The following is a 26312-nucleotide window of genomic DNA, read 5'->3' on the forward strand; positions in this document are numbered from 1 at the left end:
ATCACACATTTTAATTCAGCTGGTCATTTTAGCTGACTCCCCCGTTGGCTAAAATGATGGCAGCCATTGTTTCAACGAAATAAAAGCGACCAAAATACCTTTGTTTTTGGCCGCTTTTATTTGTAAAATAGAGTCGAAACTGGAGGAGATAAAAATGGTTAAAATCTATACAAAAGTTGGCGATCACGGTAAGACCAAACAAGTTACCGGTAAGATGGTGCCAAAGTATGACCTACAAATTAGTGCCCTAGGTTCACTTGATGAACTGGAATCATGGATTGGCTACGTGATTTCTGTTCTGTCCCCCAAGACGCAGGAACTAGCGCCTAAATTAAAGCAAATGCAGCGTAATCTGTATGAACTCCAAGCAGACATCACCGTTAAACGGCATCACAATATTACGGCTGAGACAACCAAAGCGCTTGAAGATGAGATTGATGATATTTCAACCAAGTTTCCCCGGATTAAGGCCTTTATTTTACCTGGTGGTATGCAAACAGGTGCAGCTCTCCAATATGCCCGCTCACTTGCTCGCAAAGCTGAACGCCAAGTCATCGAATTAAACGACAAGGAACAAGAAATTTCCGATGATAGTCTGAGTTATTTAAACCGACTGTCTGATTACCTATTTATACTGGCAAGGTATGCCAACTTTTTGGATGGGTATGACGAAGAATTGAGTAAGTTAAAATAATAGCGTGGTCAAAAGACGCTCTGATTTCAGAGTTTAAGTAAAGAACGCAATCATTCCGGGTTTGGAGTGGTTGCGCTTTCTGTTTAAATGGCAGGAGTCAGCTTTTTGACCACGTTTCCACGAGGTAATCTTACTCAAACACTGGCGGCTGACCTGTCAACTTCCACCCAGCAATCACTAATGATATTAAAGCTGTGCCAATGCTTATTTACCCACTTGATTCTCAAATGTAGTACGATTCAACTAAACAGCTCTTTAAGGAGGCCATTCTATGACAAAATCAATTATTGGAATTCCCGCTGAGGACCGAATCGTCAATGGACTTCACCGCAATAGTGCCAATCAAGCTGATGTGGCTGCAATCACCACTGCTGGCGGGGTTGCGCTACCAATTCCAACTCGTAACCCGGAATTAATGGCTAACTACATCGGCCTGTGTGATGGCTTAATGTTCCCTGGTGGCCCAGATATCGCTCCCATATTTTACGGCGAGGAACCCATCCCGGAACTTGGCGATACCGATTCACTATTGGATGAAAGCGAAATTCAACTGGCTAAGCTTGCCGTTATTCAGAGCATCCCCATTCTCGGATTATGTCGCGGCATGCAAATTATCAACGTAGCGCTTGGTGGCACCGTCTACCAAGATTTAAAGCAGCAACGGAATCGCCAGACCTTCCAGCATTACCAAAAGGCGCCGATGGACCAGGGCACCCACAGCGTTTCCGTGACACCAGAAACCCGGTTAGAATCGATCGTCGGTAGTGGCGATCATTTGGTCAACAGCCACCACCACGAAGCCGTCAAAGCCCTTGCATCAGGGCTCAAATTGTCAGCGTTGGCCAAAGATGGCGTCATCGAAGGCATGGAAAGTGAAGATAATGACCTCATTCTAGCCGTTCAGTGGCATCCAGAATTTATGTTTGAAAGCAATGAACAAATGGCCGCCCTGTTCCGCGACTTCCTGCAGCGAGTTGATCATCACCAGAAAGAAGCCGCCAATCAAGATAATGACAATTAATCTCTAGCGGACCATCACCAGTTGCTACAGTTTAACAAGGCTTACAGTAAACGGCTGATCTCGGCCATTTAACAAAAGGACCAACTATTCCAAAATCAGGAATAATTGATCCTTTTCATTAAACTCTGGGATTAAATCGCTTTTCGTCCCAATTTTTTCAATCCACTAAACGGCATTAATGACATGATCACTGGGTTCGCCAGAAATAAGTTTCAGCGTGTCATCCAGCGACTGTTTGACCATATTTTCAACCGCAATGTCCGTATAAAAAGCCACGTGGGGCGTCAAGAAGACGTTATCGAATGACTTTAAAGTTTCATAAGCCTTCAACGGAATGCCAGCCTGTCCTTCAAACGTTTGGTTGAAAATCTTGGTTTCATCTTCGATCACGTCGATACCGGCACCGGCAATTTGCTTATTTTTCAACGCCGTAATCAGTGCATCTGTGTCAACGACTGGCCCTCTTGAACAGTTGATTAGAAATGCGGAAGGCTTCATCAGCGCGAACTGATGCGTGCTGACCATATGGTAATTGTCTTCGCTCATATACACATGCATCGTCACAATGTCTGCGTGCTGATAAATATCTTCCTTAGTGGTGTATTTAACGATCCCTTTCAAATCAGGATTCTGCTTAAAATCGTTGCCAAGCACGGTTGCCCCAAACCGGCTAAAGATTCTGGCAACCGTACTGCCGATGCGGCCGACACCGATAATTCCAATCGTCATTTCAGACATTTCACGGGATCTCAAGCCTTCAACAATATAATCATTTTTATGTATTCTCGCTTGGAACTGGGGGATGTGACGGACTAAATTCATTGCGTGAGTGAGCGTCATTTCGGCGACAGCTTCAGGCGAATATGATGGCACGTTGGTAATGGTCAGTCCATATTGTTTGGCCCATTTCAAATTGCAGGAATCCACTCCAGCTGATCGCAATGCCAACTGCTTAATGCCATAATCATGTAACTTTTGGTATAGATCCGGCGTCTCACTGAGCTTGCTGCGCTGACGGTAATCAATCCCATCATAGCCTTCCGCGAGGTGAACCGTGTCATCGTGCAGTTCAATTTGGTTAAAGTCAACCTGAACGTCGGGATGTTCGGCTGCCCATTGACCAACGAATTCTTTTTCGTAATCCAAAATATTAAAAGCTAATATTTTCTTCATCATTTCACCCACATCAATGTATTTTTTCGTCATTTCATTTGGTTGTTTTTTAATAAATTATAAAATGATGAGAATTTGTCAACAATATACCTCATTTATCGTTGGATGTCAAAAACACTTGAGTCCCCATTTAGGTTGACCAGCCACTGATCCCGACCATTCAGACAAAGAAATGCCCTGCATTCCAAAAACCAGCGTGCAGGGCATTTCTTAATTAAATCCTGGGATCAAATTGCCTTTCATCCAATCTCAATACTTTCCAATCACAAATTTCTTATTACTGGTAATCCAATGACCACTAGGAGTATAGAATCTAGTGATCTTCCCATACTTCTTGATTGCCTTAATCTTAATTCGGGTTCCCTTTTTGACATGCATTGTCTTTTGGCGATTGGCGAACTTCTTGTTAACGTGATAATAAATGCCTTTATTGTTAATCACTTTCACGGTCTTAGGCTTAGTCAGGTAATAGAGTGACCGAACATACTTAGGATTTGCGGTAATGTAACCACCTTTCACCTTGTACCGTTTAACCCCATGCATAGTTCGAACATCCCCACGCGAGTAATCCCACTTATTGACATCGCTGGGTTCGTGGCTTATTCGCATAATGGCCAAGCTTACCGTTCAAGTTAACAGTCTTGTATTGATTGATTGCCTTAATATTGTAAACTTTGTAAGGCGTATATGGTGCTTTAGTTGAAACAAATAGCTTATTGCCAGTGATATAGGACCCATTTGCCAAATAGAACCGGGTAGCAAACTGACCATGACGAACCACTCTGACAATATTTTTCACCGTCGTTCCTTGTTTCAAGAAGGTTGCTTTCTTCCGGTCACTTTGCTTAAAACCCGGTCCCTTGTGTAGGTAGATGCCCTTCGGACTGATAACGGTCACCTTCCGTTGCTTGCCACTGTAATATACTGGGGCAACGAAATCCGGATTAGCGGTAATGTAGCCGCCTTTTACCTTGTACCGCAGCAGGCCATTCTTCGAGTAAGCCACCCCGGTAACTTTGAAGACTGGCGCGTAAATTCTTGGCTTCTTTTGATAGAAGGTGCCCTCACCTTTCTTGAAAGTCGCATTCTTGTGAACCCTGATCGCCTGCTTAGCATAAACTAATTTCACGATCTTCTTTTTAATGGTTGCTGCGGGTTCAACCGCCACAGTCTGGTTGTCAGGAACGGTTGGACTAACTGGCGTGCTTGGCGTCACCGGCGTATCAGGAGTCGGTGGGGTTGGCGGTGTCACAGTCTTCTTATAAACGTAGATAACCGTCCCGCCATCCTTGGTCAAAGTGCCATTAGCTGCTAATCCAGCAGTCGAAATTTTGTCAAATGTGTAGCCGGCAACTGTCATTGGGTTGGTTTCATATTGATGACCCGTATATTGACCATCTGGATAAGTTGCATTGCCAGCTGGGGCAATCGGGTTATGTTGTTCATCAACATAATTGACTTTCACGCCAGCTGAATTTTGATAATAAACGAAGGTGATCGTCCCAGTCACCTCATTTTTGAGGGTTCCAACCACTTGATTGCCACTCATACTGAAGCTAAGTCCATCACTGCCGTTCACCACTTTGAACGTATATCCAGGAATCGTCAATTGATCAGCCTCATAAGTTTTGCCATCGTATTGGCCGTCCGGATAAGTTGCTTCATTTGGGGTACCGCTTGGAGCGATGTTGTTTCCCTGTTCATCAACGTAAGCAACTTTAATTTGGCCGGCTTTCACGGCGTCAGCGACCGTAATTTTTGCCTGGCTCTTTTGGAGGACAAACTGCAATCCGGTTAACCCTTCTTCGGATCGTTTGTCGTATTCAATGACACTCACCGTATAGGTATGCCCGGCGACCTTATTGGCATTAAAATCAGCTTCGGAAGTAAATACCTTGGTTGGATCGGCGTCATCTGTAATTGCAACTTGAATTTGATCCTTATTTGTCAGGGGATCAGAGTCACTAACCACCGTCACGCCATCCGCATCTTTGGCAGTTAACTGGGAACTATTATCCCCTGAACCGGAGATTGTCCACGTTCCGTTGGCCGTTACTGTCGCATCCTTAATGGTCATTGAAGAGTTATCGTCAACGTAAATAAATGCCAAATTAGAACTAGCATCACCATAGTGGTAAGTGGCCGCAAAATAACGAGGGATTTTGCTACCATTCGTGTCCCTAGCAAATTCTGTGTTGGTTGCATCAGTATAAGTCCAGGTGGTGGCATTATTATTGAAATCATCGGCATCTCTAAACGTTCTAATTGGTCGCGCCGCAACTACTTCGCCATTATTATCATAAACCAGCGTAACTTCTTGTATCGTTACCCCAAGTCCTGGAACAGGTTGACCATTCTGACCGTAATAACTGGTAATCTTCGTTTGATTGGCATCGTTAATGGTTGCCCCATCAAATCCGGAACTCGGATCCCAAACATGGCCTTGGAAAACTTCGGAATTCTTGGCCGAGATTGAAATAATCCCATCATTAACAAAAGTCACATCGGTTGAGGCCACCATCGAATAACCGGTCTGATCTGGATTAACGAAGCCACCCATTGACCCAGTCCCATTACTTGAGCCCCCATCAGGTGCGTTTTGATTGTAACGACCACCGACACTGAAATTCAAACTATAAGTCTTGCCAAGATTACTGCCATCAGGAGACCACTCTCTTGGTAGCAGGATAACATAATAGTAATTTCCCCTACCATCATTCATTCGGGCAACTGTTGCTTGATCTAAATAACTATCGTTTTGAACAACACCATAAGGATCCAGATAGGGATATTCGTTCATTGGCTTACCATCAGGTCCACGAGTCGTGATATAGCCGACAGTTAAGACATCATTGGTTGCACCATACATTCCGCCCCAATAACCATTCCCATAATTCCAGGAATTTTTACTTGGTGCCGTATATTTGCCGGTATGATCAGTTCCATCAGGCCAATTAGTTGGATAATGAACAAATTGTTGCACAATAATCCCATCTGGATCAGTTTGCCCATTTGAAAGATGACCTGGTCCGGTGTAATAATAATCATTTAAGGTAATGAATTGGGAATCGTTAATCTTCTGGTCATCGAGCGGATTTACCAGTTGGCCGCCAGTGATATTGAACTTATTAGAATTATACGTAACCACGTAATGATCTGGGAACTTAATCACCTGACTAAGCACCTGATCCTTAGCTGGATTCCAGCCTGGTAAGACATACGCTTTATTAACCGAATCCCAAATCTCGTTTTGTGGAATTGAATTTTGGTTACGGTAAGTCCCATAGGAAGGATAGTTGGACAGGTAATTATTAAAGTTAACCGAGAAGTTTGGGTTCTTGACCAAGTCGCCAATGGCTGCTGGAATAATCTTAAATTTGTTATTTCCAAGCCGAAGATCAGTTAATTTGGTTAAGGCCGCATAACTTGCGGGCAAATCGACCAAATCATTACCAATCAAATTCAAATGAGTCAAATTAACCAGCTGGCTCCAAGCGTCCGGCACGGCCGTCAAATGATTATAATGTTCAATATCTTTCCAGTTAAAGACATCCGCATAAGCATAAAAACCATTGCCGGTGTTATCAATCAAGGTGAAGTTATTGACTTTTGCGGTTGGGTCATAATTTAAATGAACGTTATTCTCCCCTTGTGGGACAAGATCATAAGGGTCATATTGTTCTGGGTTATTGCCAGTATTCAAATCTGCCCCAAAGCCATTAATCCATTCTGCATAATTAAGGCCGTCGTAACTCCCAACATTCAGCGTTGTCAGGTTAACCAATTTTTCAATTCCTGCCTGGCTCACATCGGTTAACCGGTTATTGTTCAGGTCCAGGGTCGTAATCCCTTGAAGGGCCGACATGTCAGGTAACGTGGTAAAATTGTTACCATTTAAAGCTAAGGTGCCCTTGAGGTTCGTTAACTGATTAATTGAACTAGGTAAGGCAGACAAGAATGGGTTGTTGGTAATTTTGAGCGTTGTTAATTTGGTAAGGCCGCTCAAGTCGCCAATTGAAGTTAGTTTCGTGTTTCTCGTAATTTCCAGCGATTCCAAATTGGTGAGCTGGGTAATTTCGTCAGGAATCGTTGTAAACGAATTATCGGTCAAGATCAAATCTTTAAGGCCGGTAAAATAGCCAATCCCTGTCAGGTCAGCAACTGAATGAGTCTCATCAGCCGTATAAACATCAGGTGATTCGGCACTTTGACCCGTATAAGGATTATGATAGGTCGCTGTTTTATGAGCCCCTAACTGTAATCCGACAATCTGGGCCACATTTTCCTGGGTGATATCATTGACAGTGGCATTGCTTGCCAAAATGTTTTCGGAAATCAACAATGCCAATATCTGTGATTGCATATTTTTGTCAGGCATCCAGCTATTAATGTCAACTGCTGCCATTGAAGAATTGGTCTTTTTTAGTGCCGTTGCTGATTTGGCAACTGGCGTTTGGTCAACTGACTGGCCGATAACAGACTGATCCTCTGGCTGAGATTTGGCCGGTACCGGCTCAGTCGCCTGGTTGCTGGATTGACTTGCCTGATTTGAATTGGTGGCAGTCGCTTCTTCAACGTCACTTGCTTGTGGCTGTTGAGCTGTCGTCGCCCGTTCTGGTTGAGCGGGTGCCTGTTGAGCAGCCTGGGAAGCTGGCTGTTGCACGTGTCTAGAAGCCGATTGGGTTGATTGTGTGCTTGCCGGTTCATCTGCAATCACTTGTTGACCAGCACTCGGCTGAGTTTCGGCCGGCCGCTGGTCAGGTGTTTGACTTTGACTGGTTGCTTGCTCCTGTACCGCTGATGATTGCTCACTGGTTACAGTCGCTGCCGTTTGGTCCGTTGTCTTCGTCTGCTCAACTGATTGCTCATTCGCCACACCAGCATCTTGATCAGCTGAGGAAGGTTCCCCCTGAGAATCTCCAGACTGATTTTCTTGTACCGCTACCGTTGAAATTTGGCCCTGCTGCTCATCAGCACGAACATTTAGCGTCCCAAGACCAAGGGTTAACGCAGTCATCGTCGCTGCAGCGAAAACCCACCTCTTGCCATCTTTATACATTCGCCAATGTGTTTTCATCATTGTCTCCCCCCTCGAATCCAAGGCAATAAGTTTACGCATTAATGGTAGCGCTTACAAAGGAGGAATGCCAATAATTTGACTTACTACAAACGCCGTGATAGCAATCATTACAGTCAATTTACGCGGAGATATTTTACTATAACAAAATAGTTAATTTTCCGATAATTTAAACGTCACTTCTCGAATCTGCTTAATAATTTTTGCTTGGGAAGGACTAAAAACGGTATTTTTCCGAGTCGCTAATCCAAGCTTGAACGTTGGTTGAGGGATATCCGTCAGTTCAAGTAGAACAACATTGGGATTCGTCGCTCTTACGGCATTGCTGAGCAGACCAATGCCGACGTTTTGAGCCACCAAATTAACAATGCTTTGGGTCTCGATTGACCGAAATATCACTTGTGGCCGCATATGGTTTGTTTGCGCCAGCGTGCGGAATACCTGATCGTGAACAAAACTATTTTTAAACAAAATAAATGGCTGCCCCTTTAGTTCTCGAAAGGCAATGGTGGTACGCCTTGCCAATGGATTTTGTTTAGCCACCAAGATTGAAAATGGTTGGCGGTCAAACTCGTCAATCACGATTTCCGGATCGTTAATTTCACCAACATATCCCAAAAAGGAAAGATCGAGTTTACCATATTTGAGGTCCTTCAAGGCCGATAACGATCCTTCTTCCACCGTAGCTAAGTTCTCTAAATAATGACTTGGGAGCCGCTTGGCAATCTGGGGAAAATAGTTAGTCTCAATGATGGGTGGCATCCCCATGACCAAATGCTGCCGGTGACTATTTTGGATCTCAACGGTCGCCAACCGATAGTGATAAAGCATCTCATTAGCGTGGGCCAAGAGTTGTCTCCCAGCTGTGGTCAAGGTGATCGACTGGTGGGGATTACCTCTAACCAGCAATTGACTGGCAAATTGCGTTTCAAGACGTTTAATCGCGGCCGAAACGGTTGGCTGGCTAACATGATATTGCTGAGCAACTTTTGAAAAGTTTTTTTCTTGTGATAATGAGACATAATATTGAAGATCGTTAATATTCACGTAATTCACCCTGCTTTTATCGGATATTTGTTAGTTACTATTACTAATCATAATAAATTATAAGCGTTTTGACTATACAAAGTTGGCAAGATTATCCTTAAGAAAAGTCAAAGGGTGCGATGAGATGACAAATGAAAAATTAACCGATCCATTTACCAATAAGGGTACCGCCTTTACAGCAGCCGAACGCAAACAATTTGGCTTGGTGGGCATGCTGCCACCGAGGATTCAGAGCTTAGCAGAGCAAGCAGATGAAGTCTATCGCCAATACCAGCAACGCTCGACTGCTTTGGAAAAGCGGTTGTTTTTAATGACCATCTTTAATGAGAACCGAGTCCTCTTTTTTAAAGTCTTCAGCCAGCACGTTGCCGAATTGATGCCAATTGTTTACGATCCAACCATTGCAACGACGGTCGAAAATTACAGTCGGTTGTTCGTCCAGCCACAAGGAGCCGCCTTTTTATCAATCGACGACCCCGATTCAATTGAAACGTCCCTCAAAAATGCCGCAAATGGCCGCAAAATTAGTCTCCTCTGTGTGACCGATGGCGAGGGCATTTTAGGAATCGGCGATTGGGGCACCCAAGGCGTTGATATCACTGTCGGCAAGCTGATGGTCTATACTGCTGCTGCCGGCATCGATCCCAGTTCTGTATTGCCCGTCGTGATCGACGCTGGCACCAATAACGAGAAACTCCTGAACGATCCCCTTTATCTGGGAAATCAATTTAAACGAGTCCGTGGGAAACGCTATTATGATTTTATCGATCGGTTTGTGGCCGCCGTTGAAAAAACATTTCCCGACGTCTATCTCCATTTTGAGGACTTTGGCCGTTCCAACGCAGCAACAATTTTGAATCAGTACAAAGAACGCAACCTGGTCTTTAACGATGACATCCAAGGAACTGGAATCATTGTCTTGGCTGGGATCATTGGCGCGCTCAATATTTCCAAGCAACAATTAACCGATCAGCGCTATCTTTGCTTTGGCGCGGGCACAGCCGGGGCTGGTATCACCCGCAAGGTTTACGATGAAATGGTCAGTGCGGGGTTAAGCCCTGCAGAAGCCAAAAAACACTTCTATTTGGTTGATAAACAGGGATTGTTATTTGACGATATGACTAATCTCACCCCTGAGCAGAAGCCCTTCGCCCGTTCACGAACGGAATTTGCCAACGCCGATGAGTTAACCAACTTGCTGGCGGTGGTCAAAGCCGTTCACCCAACCATTATGGTCGGAACTTCTACTCAACCGGGTGCCTTCACCGAAGCGGTTGTGAGGGAAATGGCAGCTCACACTAAGCGGCCAATCATCTTCCCAATTTCGAATCCCACTAAGCTAATTGAAGCCAGCGCAGAAGATCTCATCAAGTGGACAAATGGCCAGGCATTAGTGGCCACTGGAATTCCATCGGCTAACGTTGACTATAGCGGTGTGACTTACCAAATTGGCCAGGCCAACAATGCCCTAATCTATCCAGGACTCGGACTGGGGGCAATCGCCGCTCGGGCTTCAGTCCTCAACGACCAAATGATTTCGGCGGCCGCCCATTCCCTTGGTGGGATTGTCGATGTTAGCCAACCCGGAGCTGCTGTTTTGCCACCAGTCACCAAGCTCAACCAATTTTCGGATACGGTTGCGGCTGCCGTGGCGCAAAGTGCAGTTGGTCAAAAATTGAATCAAAAACCAATTGGGTCAGTCACAGCGGCAATCAATGAGGTAAAATGGGAACCAACCTACTAATAAGGAGCATTCGTCATGACTGAATATCGAATTGAAGCAGATACCTTGGGACAAGTAAAAGTCCCCAAAGATGCATTATGGGGACCGCAAACCGAACGGAGCCGAAATAACTTTCCAACTGGGCCCATCATGCCAGTTCAATTAATTCGTTCACTGATTAATATCAAGCTGGCCGCCGCAACTGTAAACGAAAAGCAGAATGGTCTGCCAACCCAAAAGACTGCCTTGATTGAACAAGCTTGCCGCCAATTGCTCTCGTTGGCTGATCATGACCTCATGGCCGATTTTCCGTTGCACGTTTTTCAAACGGGGTCTGGAACGCAAACCAACATGAACGTTAATGAAGTCATCGCGAACCTGTGTAAACAGCTTAATTCGGATATTGAAATTCTGCCCAACGATGACGTTAACCATTCCCAGAGTTCCAATGACACTTTCCCAACAGCTATGAATATTTCTGCCAGCCAGGCGCTAACCAAGTTGAAGCCGGAAGTCGAACACCTGATTGCGACTTTGCAACAGAAACAAAAACAATACTGGCAGGTCGTCAAAATTGGGCGGACACATCTTCAAGATGCCACGCCGTTGACGTTTGGCCAAGAAATCAGCGGCTGGGTGAGTGCCCTGAAACACGATCTTCATTATATTCAAGAAACCAGTGATACCTTGTTGGAATTGCCAATCGGTGGTACTGCGGTGGGAACTGGTTTGAATACCTTACCCGGCTTTGACATCGAAATGGTCAAAACTTTAACAGCTGAATATTCACTGCCATTTAGAACGCAAAACAAGTTCTTCGGGTTGAGCAGTCATTCTGGGTTGTCGGTTACTCACGGCGCCATTCGAACCCTCGCGGCTGACCTATTAAAAATCGCCAACGATATCCGCTTCTTAGCCAGTGGTCCGCGAGCCGGCTATGGTGAGTTGACCATCCCTGCCAACGAACCCGGTTCCTCGATTATGCCCGGCAAGGTTAATCCGACCCAAGCTGAAGCCATTACGATGGCCGCCACCCGGGTGATGGGTAACGACACGACAATCGAAGTTGCAGCCAGTCAGGGGAATTTTGAAATGAATGTCTACAAACCAGTGATTATCTTTAGCTTTCTTGAATCAACCACGCTATTAACCGGCATTATTCACAACTTCACGGATAAGTTGGTAGCCGGTATTACCGTTAACGCCGATCGCATGCAAGACTTGGTCGACAATTCATTGATGACCGTCACCGCATTATCGCCACACATTGGCTATCACAAGGCCGCTGAAATCGCTCAGTTGGCTCACCAAGATGGCACCAAACTGAAAACGGCTGCCATCAAATTAGGCTATGTGAATGCAAGTGATTTTGATGACTGGATGAAGCCACTTGATATGACGAATATTGATCGAAAAGATTCATAATAATTTGATTTTATGAGCAAACGAAAACCGCAATCATTCCTAATTAAGGAAACGATTGCGGTTTTCAATTACATAAATATATTTAAGTCAATTCTCTTGGTGCGTCTATTTGCGAATCCGTTGCAGGGTTTGTGCAAATGCCGCCTGATTCTTTTGATTCTTCAAAATAAGAAAGACAACGATAAGCTCGATGATTCGGGTGATGATAATAAATTCGACCATATATGGTGACATCCCCCCAGCAAACACGCCGGCGCTCGTCATCGGATACCCAATTAAATCAATCATGGCATGTAGCGTGATGCCAATCCAAATTGTGCCAGTATATAACGTAATAACGCTAAACAGCATCCCAATCCCAAAGGCGGCAAAGATTTGCAACAAGGTTGGAAGCAACCCCTGACCACTCAATAGGTTTGAGGCATGAAACAAGCCAAATGCGCCGGAACTTATTAAAGTGGCCCACACAATCCTTCTTCGATTCGATTGACCTTTAACAGTCAACAATGGCCAGAGAAATAGGTACCTAAAGATAAGTTCTTCTTTAATGCCAACCCAAATAATGGTTGCGGCAATAAAGATGAGTGAATGGGAGCTCAAAACGAGTTGGAACTTCGTAAACAATCGTACCCAACTGCCAGCCGTCATCCCTAGATTTAAAAGGGCAGTTGCCACTGCCAATCCCAGCCACCAATAATTGACGGTTGAATTAATTCGGAATCGAGGGAACCGGTAGTCCCATCGATTCATCCCATCAATCGCAATGCCAAAGGAGCCAAAATATGATAACCATAAAACGGGATTACCTTGATTAACCGGAAAGTTTAAAAATTGCGAATTAAACGCGGCCAAATAAAACGTGACCATCAAGATAACCATCCCAGCGATTTGCCAGCCAATTCTCCGAAGTGAATACAAAACGACCTTCAAGAAAGGAGACAACATGATGCCAAATAAGATCAGCCCAATTACCACGACCAACCAGTTAGAAACTGCCAGCTTAATAACTAATGGTGATCCCAGCAGACAAAGGGCGAGGCCTAACGAAAAGGGAAACAAGCAAACTAATAATAGCTTTAACACGTTATTAATGAACGTCAACCATTGATTATGATCGGCCCCCATCAACAAGCTACCTGCCAACAAGTTGATGCCAACAGGAATTAGCGTACTAGCGTGAAGTGTTAAATAATCTAGTTTCAGTAAATATAACGTCGTAACAATGACTGCGATCAATAGGCACTCCGCCTTAAAGATCAATAAAAGCGATTTCTGTTTCATAATGGGTTCCTCAATTTCTTTGGATGATGTTTGCCGAATTCCAACTGAAGAATAGCCCCGACCAAACTAAAACCGGCCCAAATGACCAGACCGCTTGAGACCTCAAATTAATCTCATTTTAGCTACACCTGGCTAATTGGCTTTCGTAACCGCACCCTGCCAAGCGTTCATCCCACCTTTGACGTTAATAACGTGATAGCCGGATTTACTCAAAATTTTAGCAGCCATTTTACTTCTACGGCCTGAATGGCAGATGAGGTACCAAGGTTGGGGATAGTCTGGTTCATCGATGCCACGGGTAATTTGGGATAACGGCCAGTTCTTGGCGCCTGGAATGTGCCCGGTTTGAAATTCGTTTTCTTCACGAACATCGACAATCGTTGGCGCCGTCGGTGATTCTTTCTGCAATTCAGCGGTTGAAATCTGTTTGAATTTTAAAAATAGCATGATTGTTCCTTCTTCCAAATTAATAGATCAATCACACTTTAACATCTGTGGAAGCTTTTTAAAGGTTTTGATAGAAATATCTATCGTTGGCAAAATCACTTTTCCCTGGAAACAGTCTCATTATCATTCGACCAGGACCGATTACGAACCCGGCATTTCAGTTGAATAGCAACGTCAATCAACATGACCCAACCAACAACGCAACAGGTCGTGTAAAAGCCAAAGCCCATGTGAAAGGCATGCAGCCAGCCACTAATCAGTGCCAAAAATCCAATCGTCATTTCAGCCATAATAAAAGCTAATTGAGATTTGACAATCCACCCGCCGCGCTTAGAGATCAACACCCGCAAGCCAATCGTTGCCAGCAACAGCAAATTCATCCACATTAAGCCTTGGGTGGTTGAAAGCTGCGTAATTCGTTCCACAATAATTACCAAAATCAAAGCATTAATAATCATCACTGACGACCTGTGCTGACCTATCGCCTTAGGCTTGACAGGTACCTTTACAACGCCATTATTGCCCAACAAATCATCCAGTGAGATTTGAAAAATGGCCGCCAATTGTTTTAATGTGTCAATATCTGGTCGATTCCGGCCAGTTTCCCAACTGGAGATTGTTTTCCGTGAAACATGTAATTTGTCTGCCAGTTCTTGTTGTGTAAGAGCGGCCTCACTCCTTCTGACTTTTAATTGTTGTGCAAAATACGGTTCGATCATCGTGATCCTCCTTAAGGTAATGCTAACCCGTCCGGACGGCAAGCTATTCATGCTAGCATCAACACAATGGCTAGTGAATTCAGTGATTATAAATTGAAATATATGTATGATTTAAGATGATTGAAAACCGAAAACTGGTAGTTATCGATCTGACCTCTAAAATATTTTATACACGTAATTATCAGCTACTTCAAGCCAATACTGGATTTTAGCCACTATTTACACATTCTTTACACACGGTTACGCATTCTTTGCACATGTGATTTCAGAAATAGAAGTATGCTTCCTTTTATCACCAAATTTATATTATATGGAAGTATACTTCCATATTTTTACCAACCCATCTATAATAGAACTATATTTCCACAGGAGATGATTTCGTATGATTCAACGCCCAACCTACTTAAAAAAATTGATTCAGTTCAAAGATAACGAAAACATTAAAATAATCACTGGTGTTCGTCGTGCTGGTAAATCCGTCCTTTTGATGCTTTACCGGGATTATCTCATATCACAGGGAATTCCGGAAAAAATATCGTCTATTTCAATTTTGAAGATTTTTCTCTACTAAAAGTTCAAACAGCTGATCAACTGCAAACGTTACTCGCAAATCGATTAGATAAAAACGTTCGCACCTATCTGCTTTTAGATGAAATCCAAATGGTGGACGGCTGGCAACGCGTCATCAATGCCGTCCGGGTAAGCTATAACAGTGACATCGTGTTAACAGGGTCAAATGCCCATATGCTTTCTGGGGAACTAGCAACCCTCCTCAGTGGCCGTTATGTAGAAATTCCAATTTACCCATTTTCTTTTAAAGAATTCTTGCAGGCCAAGGAGATCGACCCCGACTCCCGAAAAGTTGATTCAGCCTTTAATGAATATGAACAGTATGGCGGTTTTCCCTCAGTCGTATTAGCAGATAACCAAATTAAAGATACAATTTTATCAGGAATATACGACACCATTATTTTGAACGATGTTTCAATGCGAGCTAACGTCCGAGACACCGATATCCTAAAATCGTTAGTAGCGTTCCTCTCAGATAATGTTGGTCAGCTTATTCAACCGGCTAAAGTTGCCAGAACGCTTTCTAGCAAGGGTATTAAGACAAGTAATCACACCGTCGAACGCTATTTATCACTACTGGAAAACGCCTTTCTCTTTTACCGCGCCCGTCAATATGATATTCGTGGGCGTGAGTATCTAAGAACAAGTGGAAAGTACTATATTGTGGATGCGGGATTAAGGCGGAATGCGACCGGCCGGCGCCCTGGAAATTATGGCGGTCAGTTGGAAAATATCGTATATCTGGAATTAATTCGTCGGGGTTACACTGTGAACGTTGGCAAACTGAACACCAAAGAAGTTGATTTTGTTGCTAGAAAAATAGATGAAGTCTTGTATATCCAAGTGACTTATGAGATCCCGCACAATACCCACGAAACTGATAACCTTCTTAATATTAAAGATAATTACCGCAAACTGGTTATCACCCAGCACTACTACGAATTTAAGGAAATCGATGGCATCCCAATCATCAATATTGTTGATTGGTTACTGAAAGATTATTAATATACGCATTGAAGGGAGACCTAATCATGCATAATAGAAAAATTAAAATTTTATCGATTATTTTACTGGCCTTTGGCATTGGCCTAGGATCGCAACAAGTCACATCACACGCTTGGTCATCAACTAACAAATACACTTGGAGTTCTGGAAAGTCCGATGCAGCAATCTACTATACAAACACCAAGAAGAATGCTTATATTTGGAATTATCATTTCACTAAAAAGTTGCATAATTTAAAGCATTATCAATACACAACTTGGTATGTAACCCGGTCTTTCGTTCATAAAAGCCGGGTCTATTATAAAATTAGTAACTTCGGCGGTAAGGCTCAAGGTTATGTCTGGAATCGTTATCTTACCCCGGCAGTTGTCAAAGATATCAACGGGTTTAGTTCCAATAAAGACTACACAAACTATTTAAACACCGATAAATCACAAAAGTTAACTAGAGCATTACTTAAGCTAATTCCCGATGCACAAGTTAGTTTGCGATTATCTCAACAAGCTGCCAACAATCAAATCAACGATTATAAAAACGTCATTGACTTAGGGAAAATTCAGGGAACTGCAACCGAAGGCTTAATTACTCATAAAACGACGGTTCATGATTATTTAATGTCACCAGCAGCAAGTAACGCCAGTAAAGCAGCTATCGTCAAAAGAATGCTTGCAGCTAAAGGATATACAAGCAAAAAATTAGGTAACTTAATAAGTCAGGGCTACCATGTTGGTATTTACATCAATGACGGCGCTGCAACTTCAGTTGATAAGTCTGGTTACCCAAGTACGATCAGCTATACGACTATCCAGAATAATTACGCGCTAGTGCTTGCTCAGCCGAAATAAGTCATTTTGATTTCTTCTTTTAGTATCTTGAATTTACACTTTATTGATAACCAAATTTAGTCTCACAGCCCATCTTTAACAGTTGTCTCAAAATCTTAGCCCACAAACTCATTGTATTCGGGGAACTTTCGGTGTACATTCTGCTTAGCAAGAAGGACTTTCCTACCAGATTGGATTCGACAAACCACACAATCGTCTGATAGTATTATTACTGATTTCTAAACCATCCAGAGATCCACCAGCAAAATTCTGAGGAGCTAATGATCATTATTCGGGGGACAGTATCCTGTTTTAGAAACCACTCGTTGTTGAAAAGGAGACTCACCCATGATCGAATTTAACCACCTGCAAAAAGTTTACAATTCAACCGTAGCCCTAAGAGATTTATCCTTAACAATTCCCGATGGCAAAATTTTCGGCTTTCTTGGCCATAACGGTGCTGGTAAATCGACAACGCTCAAAAGCTTGGTTAGTGTTATCGAACCAACTTCAGGCACCATTAATGTTGATGGAATCAGTTTGGCCGACCACCGCTTGGCAATTAAGAAACGAATCGGTTACGTCCCAGACTCCCCTGATATTTTTCTGGAACTCACTGCTAACGATTATTGGGACCTGATCGCATCAGCTTACCAAATTCCAAAAGAGTTGCGGGCCAAACGACAATCCGAGCTGACTGATCTATTTGACATGACTGCCCACGCTGATTCGCCAATCGGTGATTTTTCCCATGGCATGCGTCAAAAGGCCATCGTCATTGGCGCCCTACTTCCCGACCCAGACATTTGGGTGTTGGACGAACCCATGACCGGTTTGGATCCTCAAGCCATTTACGGCCTCAAACAACTCATGCGAAAACACGCTGCTAAAGGCAAGACCGTGGTCTTTTCAACCCACGTTTTGGCAACCGCTCAGGAACTTTGTGACGACTTAGCAATTCTTCGCCACGGTGACCTCATTTATAATGGCTCGGTTAAGCACCTGCTCAGTACGATGCCAAATGCCACCCTTGAAACCATTTACCTCAAGATGGCTGGCAGGGCCGCTGACCAGCAGACGGTTAACGATCTTGAGGGGAGCGATCACAATGATTAATCACCAGTTATGGCAGCTCATGAAGGTCAACCTGCTATACGCAAATCCCCAGCTTACTCGGCGCCAACGGGAGAAGGGCAAGAGCGGTGGTACCCTATACCGCTCGCTGATGTTGCAATATGGCTTAATTGGTGTCCTTTTCATACTGATTTTTGGCAGCACCATGCTCGTTGCCAATTTGTATCAAAATGTGGGTATTTTCACTAATCTACTTGCCTTGTTTACGGTTCTTGGCTTGGGACAAACCATCACAGCGCTTGATAACGTCTTCTTTGAAAGTAAGGATCTCAAAGATTATCTACCATTACCGTTAAATCAATGGGCAGTGTTCATTGCCAAGTTTTCGATTGTCGTTTTGATCATTTTGCCAATGGAACTGCCAACGTGGATCCTCTTTGTGATGGGTGGTGTTCATTCAGGCCGCTTTATCGGCATTAGTATCCTAGTCGGCACCTTCATATTCATCCTGTTTTATCTTTGCCTGTTCTTAATTTGTTCCGTTGGGATTTTCAGTTTTGCGCAAACCAAAGTCTATCGAAGCCACCAAAAATTAATGACTTTTTTGATGACTGGCTTATCAATGATTGCGATGTTTGCGGCCATCTTCGTCATGAACACTGGTGATGACAGCCGATCAACCAATTCATTCATCATCCCCGGATTCGCGCAACTTCACCAAACAGTTGCCGACCCATTGAGGATGGAAAGTCTCATCACCATTGCAATTATGCTCGTAATCGTTGTGATATTGGGCTTGTTTATGCAAAAGGTGCTGTTACCAAAAGTGCTCAGCGGGGAAAATGTTCAACAGGTTCGCAAACCAAAACGAAAATCTCATCAGGGAACTGGTATGAACCGCCAATTCATTCGTTATAATTTGGGCCTCTTAGGGAATCCAACCTTGCTCATGCAGTCGTTTTCGATGACCATTTTCCCAGTTTGTATCTTTACCCTGATTTTTGTCTTTCAAGATGGATTGAATTTGTCAGAATTAACGGCTCAAGATGCTGGCGTAACCTTCTTAGCCGGAATTGTTGTCGCCATTATGGCTATCAATCAAGGTTCGTTAGCTGGCATTTTCATTTCCCTAGACCGCCAAAATTTGGCATTCATTAAATCATTGCCCATCGAGTTTAAAAGCTATCTTTGGTTGAAATTTAAGCTGATTACCTGCCTCCAAGGAGCCGTCTTGGTTGTTCTATCAGTGGGACTTGGCCTTTTAACCAAATTGGCCTGGCTTGATATTTTGACACTCGCCCTCGGCGTCATTCTTGGTAATATTCTGGCAAGTTCGTACAACTTTACCCGCGACTGGCGCTTGCTGGACTTAACATGGACCAATGCGACCCAATTATTTAACCGAGGCGTTGGCAATATGCTAATTGGCTTGGTGACCTTTGGCTCGATCGTCGTCGGCGCTAGTTTAATTGCCGCCTACATTTTGCTGGTTCACGCTTACGCACCAATGATTATCAATGCCGTGGCGTTGATCGTGATTGCTATCCCATCAGTTGCTATGTTGTGGCATTACTATCGTTATTGGCAGAAGGTGAGCTTGGCTTTGTAGGTCTGACCCATGCTAAAGTTATAATGGTTCTGATATAGACTATACATCTTCTAAGTTCATTATTTTCATACATTCAATTTTATAAACTTGGTATACTATTAAGGTCGCCTACCTAGCGTCAGTTAGGAGGTGTTCTTATTGATTCATGATTTCCTTGCCCCACTTGCGGTAGCATTGATCACCGCGTGGTTTGTTGACTGGCTGAGTCACAAGCATCGCAAGTAAAGCGAATAGGCGATAATCAGCCCACAAAAAAGCCCTTAACAGTTAACTGGCCAGTCACTGTTAAGGGCTTTGGTGTTCTTATTGACATGATTTCTTTGCAACATCAATATATCATGGAAATCTTGAAATGTAAACTTGAACACTCAGCCAATATTAAGCGCTACTTATGACCGATTATCACTTACATACTCACTGAGCAGTTGATGGTGATATTCTTTCGGCCCCATTGACCGCTTAACCCGACCCCAGAGAATCGCAGCAACTTTCATTTTATTTGGGAATTGCTGACTGGCGGGATCCGCGCAAAAATCCTTCACAAAGTTATTCCACTGATAGGTCTTTTCTTCCTTTGTCTGATTGACCAGATCATCGTTTCGCTGATATTCTCGAATAAGATCGCCAACCGTCATTGTCAAATCATTCTCTGCTTCAGCCTGACGTTTGATCACGGCCATCTTCTTTTTAAACGAGAACTTTGCCACCCCAAAATAGTTAGCGAAGAACTTTCTTGCCTCATCATCAAACACAAACCCTGAACCGACAAGCGGTGTCGCCAGTGAAATGTCTGCTTGGGTCAAGTGCTGCCGTTGGTTGTGTTTCCGAATTTGGTGAATATCGCGCTTGGGGATTCCAGATAAGTACTGCAGGATATAGTGATTTAATTCTGCTTTAGTCCCATAAGTGGGCAGTCCATATTTTCGACATAACTTGATTAAGTCAGTTTTGTAATAATAGTTAGCCTTAAATTTTGCTAAAGTGAGTTTCATATACCCTCCAACAGCAATCGCTTTTTCTTAATTATACTCTTTTCGTCAGCAGGTATTGCCAATTACCTAAAATGGGATATGCTGTTAGTAATTATCTTTAACCGAAGAAGGGGTTGCAGAATGACTATCAGCTTCTGAATCGATAACCTCTAATTGGAAACCGGGGCAACTGGTTTCCGATTTCTCCTATGTAAACTACTGGCTTCTTGTTCAGTAATCGTTGATATGCTATCGTCAAAATATACTATGATTATTTCTTGACCTCAAAGGAGCATTTCACATCTTGAAGAAGCACCTATTTTGGATCATATTTGCCATTTCGTTTGTTTTCGCAATTATGAGTTGGGGGCTCAGCCAAGTTTGGCTTCATTTATTTCCAGCAGAAGCGCCACTTCTAACCGCCACCACCATTATCATATTTTCACTGATTGCGATTCATATTACCGATTCATTCGAAAACAGTTAGCATTATTGGAGCTGTCGTATGAAACTCTGGGAAGATCCCATCACCAAACGCCCAACCAAATACACCAAGATTAGCGGAATCTTCGGCTGGATCTGGTTAAGCTGCATTCCAATTGTATTAGTCAGCACCTATCTTCATATCGCCCCACTGTCAATTATTTTGAGCTTCATCTGTGGGCTTGCTGCCATTGCTGATAGTGTTTGTATATTCCTAGATCTATGGCAGCGTCACAAAAAGGCCGCTAAGGAGGATCCCCATCATGAAACAAGTAGCCAGGAAAAGCACCCGAGCCGCTAATACGTGGTTTGCAGTTGTGGTTGCTGTCAATATTATCTTTATGCCAATTGATTGGCTATTCCATAAATCAAACAGTTTAGTTGGCTTTATCCAAATGATCATCCAGGCTGTTCGCAACCATCACTTCATGATTTTTGGCGTCATTTTGCTCACCCTATTAGCCTGTTGGTTGGTAATCTTTTTGGTCGCGTTATTTTTTTACTGGCTAAATTACGAAATCGGCAAAAAGGACTATTATCATAAATAAGGCGGTATCATGACTAAACTGCGTCGTTTCCTAATTGAATTTAAAACCCATCCAATCGGTACCTTGGCCTTAATTGCTTGGATTGTCGCCTTGAATTGGACTATTTCTGCCAACAACGTGGTCAGTTGGATCGTTATTTCTCTGCCAGTGCTTTACTGGTTGTTTATCTTTTACGAATTCTGGAGGTCCCAACGGGATGAAAAGAGCAAATAGTCGTCGCCATCGCGCAGCTGAAAAGTCCCATCGCTTCTTGGTTGTTTTTCTCGTCATCTTATTGCTAACAATCGCCTTCTTTTGTGATTACTACAAAGGAACCGTTCGGCAAACACCGTTATTTTATTTATTAACGTTCGTTGAAGTCGGTTGTGAAGCGCTAGCTGGTGGCTACATTGGTTGGCGGATTGTTAACCGGTTTCTTAAATAAGGAGGCCACACTGATGAAAGTAAATCGTTCTCTAAGGCAGCACGCCGATAATTATCGTCAAGCCGTGCTTAACCAACAAAGCATCAAAATTGGCCCCCTTTCGCTTCGACTATCGGTACTTTGCTGGTCGCTAATCATTATCGCATTAATTTTGATCATATTCTCTCAAACGCGGAACTTGGGTTTCTCAGTTGCCGGAATCGCATTTATAGGTTTTATTGATGTGCTAAATGCCTGGTTGGTCAACCATCGGGTGGGGATCATCGTCAGTGTTTTACTGAGTACTTTTACGATATTTATTCTATGCACCATTGCCCTGTTTGTCGTCAGCGCACTCTTTCACCTTTAACGGAGGATTTCCTTATGGAAAGCTATACAAAAAAGTCTTTACTGCTAGATGTCCTTAACGAAGTTTGTGGTCAACTCAACATTAAAGTGAGTTCCCTCATCTTTTTGAACTACGAATTTACAAACGAACAAATCCGAGACCTTTATCAATACCTAACTTTGAAGGACTCATTAGCACTCACCGTCGAAGCCTTCGAACTTTCCCAAGAATTAATCAGTATTAAACCCAATTTGGGTGAGGATCAGGCAGAGGACATGGCAAGCCAATTAATCGACGCCTTACGAAAAGAAGGCCGCTTTGAAAATGCCTGGGTCTAAAAACAATCTAAGGGTAACTTCGACTGGCAACGTGTAAACGTTCAGCCAGAGCTATCCTTAGATTGTTTTATTGTCCTTGCCGTTTTATTGTCCTTGCCGTTTTATTGCCCTTGCCGCTTTATGGATTGCAAGTGGATTAAAATCAGCGTCTTCGAATAACCACCTTGTCGCAGTTGATCATCACTTAGTTGATTAAGCTGGGTGAAAAACCACAAACTAAGCTTAAAGTAGCTTTCGTGAGGAATCGCAAATTCTAATCGGGATAAGCGTTCCGCAGCTTCTCCATACTGGTGGTCAGCAATCAGCTTTTTTAAATCAGCCTGATGAGGTAATTGTTCGGCCTGCTTTTTTGGAAACACAATCTGGTTTGGCCCACCATTCTTACCACTAATGGCCACGCCCAGTCCCTGTCCAATTGCCCGAATTTGTCGAGTTAAAAAGTCTTCATCTTCCTGCATAAGATCACTCCTCATCCTACCTATCCATGCTTGTCACCAAGATATCATGATAAGATAAGGATTAGAAGTGGTCCGACTAACGATATGAGAATTGTAAACGGCTTTTACCACCCGAATAATTCGAATCGAGAACCAACCAGAAACTAAGGAGCTGAGGTTTGCATGTATGTCACAAACCAATTAATTCATTTGCGGAAACAATTTGGTTTCACCCAAACTGATGTTGCTAACAAAATCCACGTTTCAAGGCAAACCGTCTCCCACTGGGAAAATGGGCGCACCTATCCCGACATTCAAAGTCTCCAATTACTTTGTGACTTATATGGGGTGTCATTAGATGATCTAGTAAATGGGGACATTCAATCCATGCGGGGCAAGCTCTTGAAACGTGGCATCCAGTGGCAAATTTTCGGTATCCTGATTTGTGTCCTGTTCACCTATCTTTCGTTAATAAGTATGCGGTGGTTGCCAGCTGGCATTGCAATGATGTTGGTCGCTGTTTTTGCGCCGTTGGGGGTTGTCCTGTCGATTACCTTAACCACCAAAACCAGAAATTTTGAGCTCAACACTTACCAGCAAATCCTACACTACTTAAAGACCGGTGAGGTTGCTCCGAATCAAACAGGCACCAAGCAACGCACCGTTGTCATCATTTTCTCGGCGCTGCTTGGTGCTGTCGTTGGACTTATCCTAACCCTATTAATCGGGATCTATCTGCTCGGTTGGTCCTTTTAAGGCTATTTAGTTTGAACAAATGCTAAAGCCAGCTAGTGGATAACCATCCAAAACAGCAGTGGCTGCGAATATTCAGGAATTGACATCTTTAATGCTCGAACCCACCTGATCACGTAATGACTACTTTTGCTGTACTGATTATTGTGAATGGTTCGCAGGGTTATCTTCGATAGGAAGTACAGAATCATGGCAAATGTGATCATTTGCAACAGTCCTGCCAGCAAGCCGCCAATATTACCATTTATTAAAAAGATGATTGACCCCAGTAAGTCCATCAAAACAACTGGATAGAATAAGAATGTCGGCACCACCAGGATCCATCTTATGGGGATAAGCGAGACCACTAAATAAACGAGGACCAACTTGCCCAAAACCACGACTGGGTCGATCAACGAACCAAGCGAGACGCTAAACGTTAAATGAATGGGCGGTTGAAAGAACTATTTCCCAACCGCACTCATCAATAACAAGATTACAAACATGCCATAGGCAATCAGGCTAATCATGATCCCCTTTGTCATCTTAATTTTTGGAAACATCCAAACCACCTCTTCAATATGTATTTTGCTGAAGAATCGAGATGATATATATTGTTAAACAAATCGACGAAGACAGAATTAAAAACGGCAAGTATCCCTTAACTGACAATTGATTAAGCTTAAAACGCACCTTTACCAGTAAACCAACCAATGCGGCAACAAGGGTCACAATCACCAACAGCCAAAGCACCAAATTAGCCTCCCTTCTCTATTCAATTAATGTTTTAACCTTATCATAATCGGAAACCCAACAAAAGAACTTCTTGGTTTACATCCGGTTTACGTTTGCGATCTAATTTTTTCTTCGAAAACTTATTAATAAATGCTATATTGTATATAGAAGAATTTAGAAAGGTGGGATTTACATGGAGGATTTAGCCAGACAACTCAAAAAAGCCCGCATCAATCGCGGGTTATCGCAAAACGAAGTCGCAACCATCCTACATATCTCCCGTCAGTCAATCTCTAAATGGGAAAATGGCCGTGGCTACCCAGACATTGACAACCTCGTCTCATTAAGTCGAATCTATCAAACTTCAACGGATCAGCTGCTCCAAAAAAATAACCAACTTAAACAGGAAATTCAGGAACAGCAAACCATCCCCATGGGAGACGACAAACCTAAACCGGTATCAATGGAACTTTATCAAAATAACGATGAGGGCATTATCCTCCTCATCCTCTCGTTGGTGTCCGCACTGGTACCAATAGTAGGGATTTTTCTGCCAATGTACGTGCTTTGGCGGAATAACAAATACAACAGCCTCCACAAAACAATTATTGTGGTTTCGGCTGTTGTCATCTTAATTAGTTTAATTAGCGTTTACGTGATTATCAGTGATAATTGGATTCATCCATCTGGAACGAAAATATACAAAATTAATTAGCGGTCACGTGAATTTTATGGTCGGCAACCTTCGTCTTCAAGTATGTGCGATAGACAACGTTGCCGACTTTTCTTGTCATATGTAACGTCACTTTATTGTTGGCGGGTTGGGAAACGTACTTTTTGACGATTGACCCCACTAACCCTTTCGCCTTCACATGAGAAACATCCGTAATCCGATTGCCGTGAGTGGTAACGTCATACTTGGCTTCCCAAGACAGGGCGGATACGTGCGAAACTCGATAGGTCGCCGCATTGACGTGAAGCTCTGCACACATCACTAACATAAAGCAGCCTGCGGCAATAATCAGCTTTTTAATGTGATCCATCTCCTCAATCTAATTGTTGCCTTTAAAGATACCGCAATTAACCAGTTTGCGCAAACTGACTCAGTTTTGAATCTGTTGAAACGTTCCGACATCAAGAACCAACGTGATGGTCACCACCAGAATAATCTGATACAAATCGCTCTCTTGGAACTGACGATTAAAAATTGCCATGATTGGACTCATTAAAAGTAGGAGTGCCGTAATGTTCAAAATTCCGAATATAATTGAAAAGAAAATTCGTTTCAAATTCATGGCAATCACCCTTCTTTAAGCATGTAACGTCAATAAGCAATGGTGTTAGCTAATTGTGAAACATTATCGCTTAACAAACTTTACTTCTATCGTATCACCTGTCGGTTTCAAGCCAAGAAACCATTAGTTTACGTTATCCAATTTCTGGTTTACATGACGAAAATCCTAGTTTCCGATAAGTATAATTTGATGTCAGTTTATGAATTATCTTATATCAAGTCAAGCAATTGGGCTTTTGATTATTTTTTGTGCGTTCAACTAGCTATTGCTTAAACATATTTCGACAAAAACTGGGTTAATAACAAATGACCGCTCATTTGTCTAACCCAGTT

At 43.1% G+C, this 26312-nt stretch carries 27 protein-coding genes and 1 pseudogene; 17 read left to right on the forward strand and 11 right to left on the reverse strand.

Annotation, left to right across the window (positions count from 1 at the left end):
- Window positions 1-154: 154 nt before the first annotated feature.
- Window positions 155-694: a cob(I)yrinic acid a,c-diamide adenosyltransferase gene (locus tag QUF07_RS00065; protein ID WP_217161536.1), complete on the forward strand. Its 540-nt coding sequence runs from the start codon at window positions 155-157 to the stop codon at window positions 692-694.
- A 271-nt stretch (window positions 695-965) separates the two neighbouring features.
- Window positions 966-1715 carry a gamma-glutamyl-gamma-aminobutyrate hydrolase family protein gene (locus QUF07_RS00070; RefSeq protein WP_289426537.1) on the forward strand — a complete coding sequence of 250 codons (750 nt, stop codon included), beginning with the start codon at window positions 966-968 and terminating at the stop codon, window positions 1713-1715.
- Window positions 1716-1880: 165 nt separating this feature from the next.
- Here the strand turns inward: QUF07_RS00070 and QUF07_RS00075 are convergent, their stop codons facing one another.
- The 4 genes from QUF07_RS00075 to QUF07_RS00090 form a co-directional block, all read right to left on the reverse strand.
- A complete protein-coding gene (locus QUF07_RS00075; RefSeq protein ID WP_289426538.1) occupies window positions 1881-2888 on the reverse strand; it encodes a D-2-hydroxyacid dehydrogenase in 1008 nt (335 codons plus the stop codon).
- A gap of 249 nt (window positions 2889-3137) precedes the next feature.
- Window positions 3138-3431: a DUF5776 domain-containing protein gene (locus tag QUF07_RS00080; RefSeq protein ID WP_289426539.1), complete on the reverse strand. Its 294-nt coding sequence runs from the start codon at window positions 3429-3431 to the stop codon at window positions 3138-3140.
- Between the two features lie 31 nt (window positions 3432-3462).
- The gene (locus tag QUF07_RS00085) at window positions 3463-7968 is read right to left on the reverse strand and encodes a DUF5776 domain-containing protein (RefSeq protein ID WP_289426540.1); all 4506 of its coding nucleotides are present in this window, start codon (window positions 7966-7968) and stop codon (window positions 3463-3465) included.
- Between the two features lie 150 nt (window positions 7969-8118).
- Window positions 8119-9012 carry a LysR family transcriptional regulator gene (locus tag QUF07_RS00090; RefSeq protein WP_217161521.1) on the reverse strand — a complete coding sequence of 298 codons (894 nt, stop codon included), beginning with the start codon at window positions 9010-9012 and terminating at the stop codon, window positions 8119-8121.
- 124 nt (window positions 9013-9136) lie between these two features.
- Here QUF07_RS00090 and QUF07_RS00095 point away from each other — a divergent pair, with 124 nt between their 5' ends.
- Together QUF07_RS00095 and QUF07_RS00100 are read left to right on the forward strand one after the other, a co-directional pair.
- A complete protein-coding gene (locus QUF07_RS00095; RefSeq protein WP_217161519.1) occupies window positions 9137-10756 on the forward strand; it encodes a malolactic enzyme in 1620 nt (539 codons plus the stop codon).
- 15 nt (window positions 10757-10771) lie between these two features.
- Window positions 10772-12160: a class II fumarate hydratase gene (locus QUF07_RS00100; protein ID WP_217161516.1), complete on the forward strand. Its 1389-nt coding sequence runs from the start codon at window positions 10772-10774 to the stop codon at window positions 12158-12160.
- A gap of 105 nt (window positions 12161-12265) precedes the next feature.
- Here the strand turns inward: QUF07_RS00100 and QUF07_RS00105 are convergent, their stop codons facing one another.
- The 3 genes from QUF07_RS00105 to QUF07_RS00115 all read right to left on the reverse strand — a co-directional run bounded on the left by QUF07_RS00105 (window position 12266) and on the right by QUF07_RS00115 (window position 14607).
- Window positions 12266-13441 (reverse strand): CPBP family intramembrane glutamic endopeptidase, encoded by a 1176-nt coding sequence (locus QUF07_RS00105; RefSeq protein WP_249778559.1) that lies wholly within the window; start codon window positions 13439-13441, stop codon window positions 12266-12268.
- 132 nt (window positions 13442-13573) lie between these two features.
- Window positions 13574-13888, reverse strand: a complete 315-nt coding sequence (locus tag QUF07_RS00110) for a rhodanese-like domain-containing protein (protein WP_217161514.1) — start codon at window positions 13886-13888, stop codon at window positions 13574-13576.
- A 95-nt stretch (window positions 13889-13983) separates the two neighbouring features.
- Complete coding sequence (locus QUF07_RS00115) at window positions 13984-14607, reverse strand: helix-turn-helix transcriptional regulator (RefSeq protein WP_289426541.1); 624 nt, start codon at window positions 14605-14607, stop codon at window positions 13984-13986.
- 382 nt (window positions 14608-14989) lie between these two features.
- On the opposite strand from QUF07_RS00115, the pseudogene QUF07_RS00120 reads away from it, so the two are divergent.
- The 4 genes and pseudogenes from QUF07_RS00120 (at window position 14990) to QUF07_RS00135 (ending at window position 19689) form a co-directional block, all read left to right on the forward strand.
- A pseudogene (locus QUF07_RS00120) lies at window positions 14990-16182 on the forward strand (ATP-binding protein).
- A gap of 26 nt (window positions 16183-16208) precedes the next feature.
- A complete protein-coding gene (locus QUF07_RS00125) occupies window positions 16209-17027 on the forward strand; it encodes a D-alanyl-D-alanine carboxypeptidase (RefSeq protein ID WP_217161509.1) in 819 nt (272 codons plus the stop codon).
- Window positions 17028-17354: 327 nt separating this feature from the next.
- Window positions 17355-18122 (forward strand): ABC transporter ATP-binding protein, encoded by a 768-nt coding sequence (locus QUF07_RS00130; protein ID WP_289426542.1) that lies wholly within the window; start codon window positions 17355-17357, stop codon window positions 18120-18122.
- Complete coding sequence (locus QUF07_RS00135) at window positions 18115-19689, forward strand: ABC transporter permease family protein (protein WP_289426543.1); 1575 nt, start codon at window positions 18115-18117, stop codon at window positions 19687-19689. Before QUF07_RS00130 ends, QUF07_RS00135 begins: the two co-directional genes overlap by 8 nt.
- Window positions 19690-20078: 389 nt before the next feature.
- On the opposite strand, the gene QUF07_RS00140 is transcribed toward QUF07_RS00135, so the two are convergent.
- A complete protein-coding gene (locus QUF07_RS00140) occupies window positions 20079-20681 on the reverse strand; it encodes an SAP domain-containing protein (RefSeq protein WP_217341514.1) in 603 nt (200 codons plus the stop codon).
- 283 nt (window positions 20682-20964) lie between these two features.
- Between QUF07_RS00140 and QUF07_RS00145 the strand changes: the two genes are divergently transcribed.
- Genes QUF07_RS00145 through QUF07_RS00175 form a run of 7 tightly spaced genes read left to right on the forward strand, consistent with a single transcriptional unit; the run spans window position 20965 to window position 22781 of the window.
- Window positions 20965-21147, forward strand: a complete 183-nt coding sequence (locus tag QUF07_RS00145) for a hypothetical protein (protein ID WP_217341513.1) — start codon at window positions 20965-20967, stop codon at window positions 21145-21147.
- 18 nt (window positions 21148-21165) lie between these two features.
- A complete protein-coding gene (locus QUF07_RS00150) occupies window positions 21166-21444 on the forward strand; it encodes a hypothetical protein (protein WP_217341512.1) in 279 nt (92 codons plus the stop codon).
- Window positions 21407-21691, forward strand: coding sequence for a hypothetical protein (locus QUF07_RS00155; protein WP_217341511.1), 285 nt, complete (start codon window positions 21407-21409; stop codon window positions 21689-21691). The genes QUF07_RS00150 and QUF07_RS00155 overlap by 38 nt, the downstream gene beginning before the upstream one ends.
- A gap of 9 nt (window positions 21692-21700) precedes the next feature.
- Window positions 21701-21904, forward strand: a complete 204-nt coding sequence (locus QUF07_RS00160) for a hypothetical protein (protein ID WP_217161497.1) — start codon at window positions 21701-21703, stop codon at window positions 21902-21904.
- A complete protein-coding gene (locus tag QUF07_RS00165; protein ID WP_217161495.1) occupies window positions 21888-22115 on the forward strand; it encodes a hypothetical protein in 228 nt (75 codons plus the stop codon). The genes QUF07_RS00160 and QUF07_RS00165 overlap by 17 nt, the downstream gene beginning before the upstream one ends.
- 13 nt (window positions 22116-22128) lie before the next feature.
- Complete coding sequence (locus QUF07_RS00170; protein ID WP_217341510.1) at window positions 22129-22464, forward strand: hypothetical protein; 336 nt, start codon at window positions 22129-22131, stop codon at window positions 22462-22464.
- Between the two features lie 14 nt (window positions 22465-22478).
- Window positions 22479-22781, forward strand: a complete 303-nt coding sequence (locus QUF07_RS00175; RefSeq protein ID WP_217161493.1) for a hypothetical protein — start codon at window positions 22479-22481, stop codon at window positions 22779-22781.
- Between the two features lie 101 nt (window positions 22782-22882).
- Here the strand turns inward: QUF07_RS00175 and QUF07_RS00180 are convergent, their stop codons facing one another.
- Complete coding sequence (locus QUF07_RS00180; RefSeq protein WP_289426544.1) at window positions 22883-23239, reverse strand: DUF6483 family protein; 357 nt, start codon at window positions 23237-23239, stop codon at window positions 22883-22885.
- 162 nt (window positions 23240-23401) lie between these two features.
- Between QUF07_RS00180 and QUF07_RS00185 the strand changes: the two genes are divergently transcribed.
- Complete coding sequence (locus QUF07_RS00185; RefSeq protein WP_289426545.1) at window positions 23402-23974, forward strand: helix-turn-helix transcriptional regulator; 573 nt, start codon at window positions 23402-23404, stop codon at window positions 23972-23974.
- 32 nt (window positions 23975-24006) lie between these two features.
- On the opposite strand, the gene QUF07_RS00190 is transcribed toward QUF07_RS00185, so the two are convergent.
- On the reverse strand, window positions 24007-24282 hold the full coding sequence (locus QUF07_RS00190) for a hypothetical protein (RefSeq protein ID WP_289426546.1): 276 nt from the start codon (window positions 24280-24282) through the stop codon (window positions 24007-24009).
- 596 nt (window positions 24283-24878) lie between these two features.
- Here QUF07_RS00190 and QUF07_RS00195 point away from each other — a divergent pair.
- The gene (locus tag QUF07_RS00195; protein WP_289426547.1) at window positions 24879-25400 is read left to right on the forward strand and encodes a helix-turn-helix domain-containing protein; all 522 of its coding nucleotides are present in this window, start codon (window positions 24879-24881) and stop codon (window positions 25398-25400) included.
- On the opposite strand, the gene QUF07_RS00200 is transcribed toward QUF07_RS00195, so the two are convergent.
- On the reverse strand, window positions 25393-25728 hold the full coding sequence (locus tag QUF07_RS00200) for a DUF5626 family protein (RefSeq protein WP_217161488.1): 336 nt from the start codon (window positions 25726-25728) through the stop codon (window positions 25393-25395). The genes QUF07_RS00195 and QUF07_RS00200 overlap by 8 nt on opposite strands.
- Window positions 25729-26312 lie beyond the last annotated feature (584 nt).

The organism is Lentilactobacillus sp. TOM.63, assembly GCF_030361045.1.
In the GTDB taxonomy this organism is placed as follows: domain Bacteria; phylum Bacillota; class Bacilli; order Lactobacillales; family Lactobacillaceae; genus Lentilactobacillus; species Lentilactobacillus dabitei.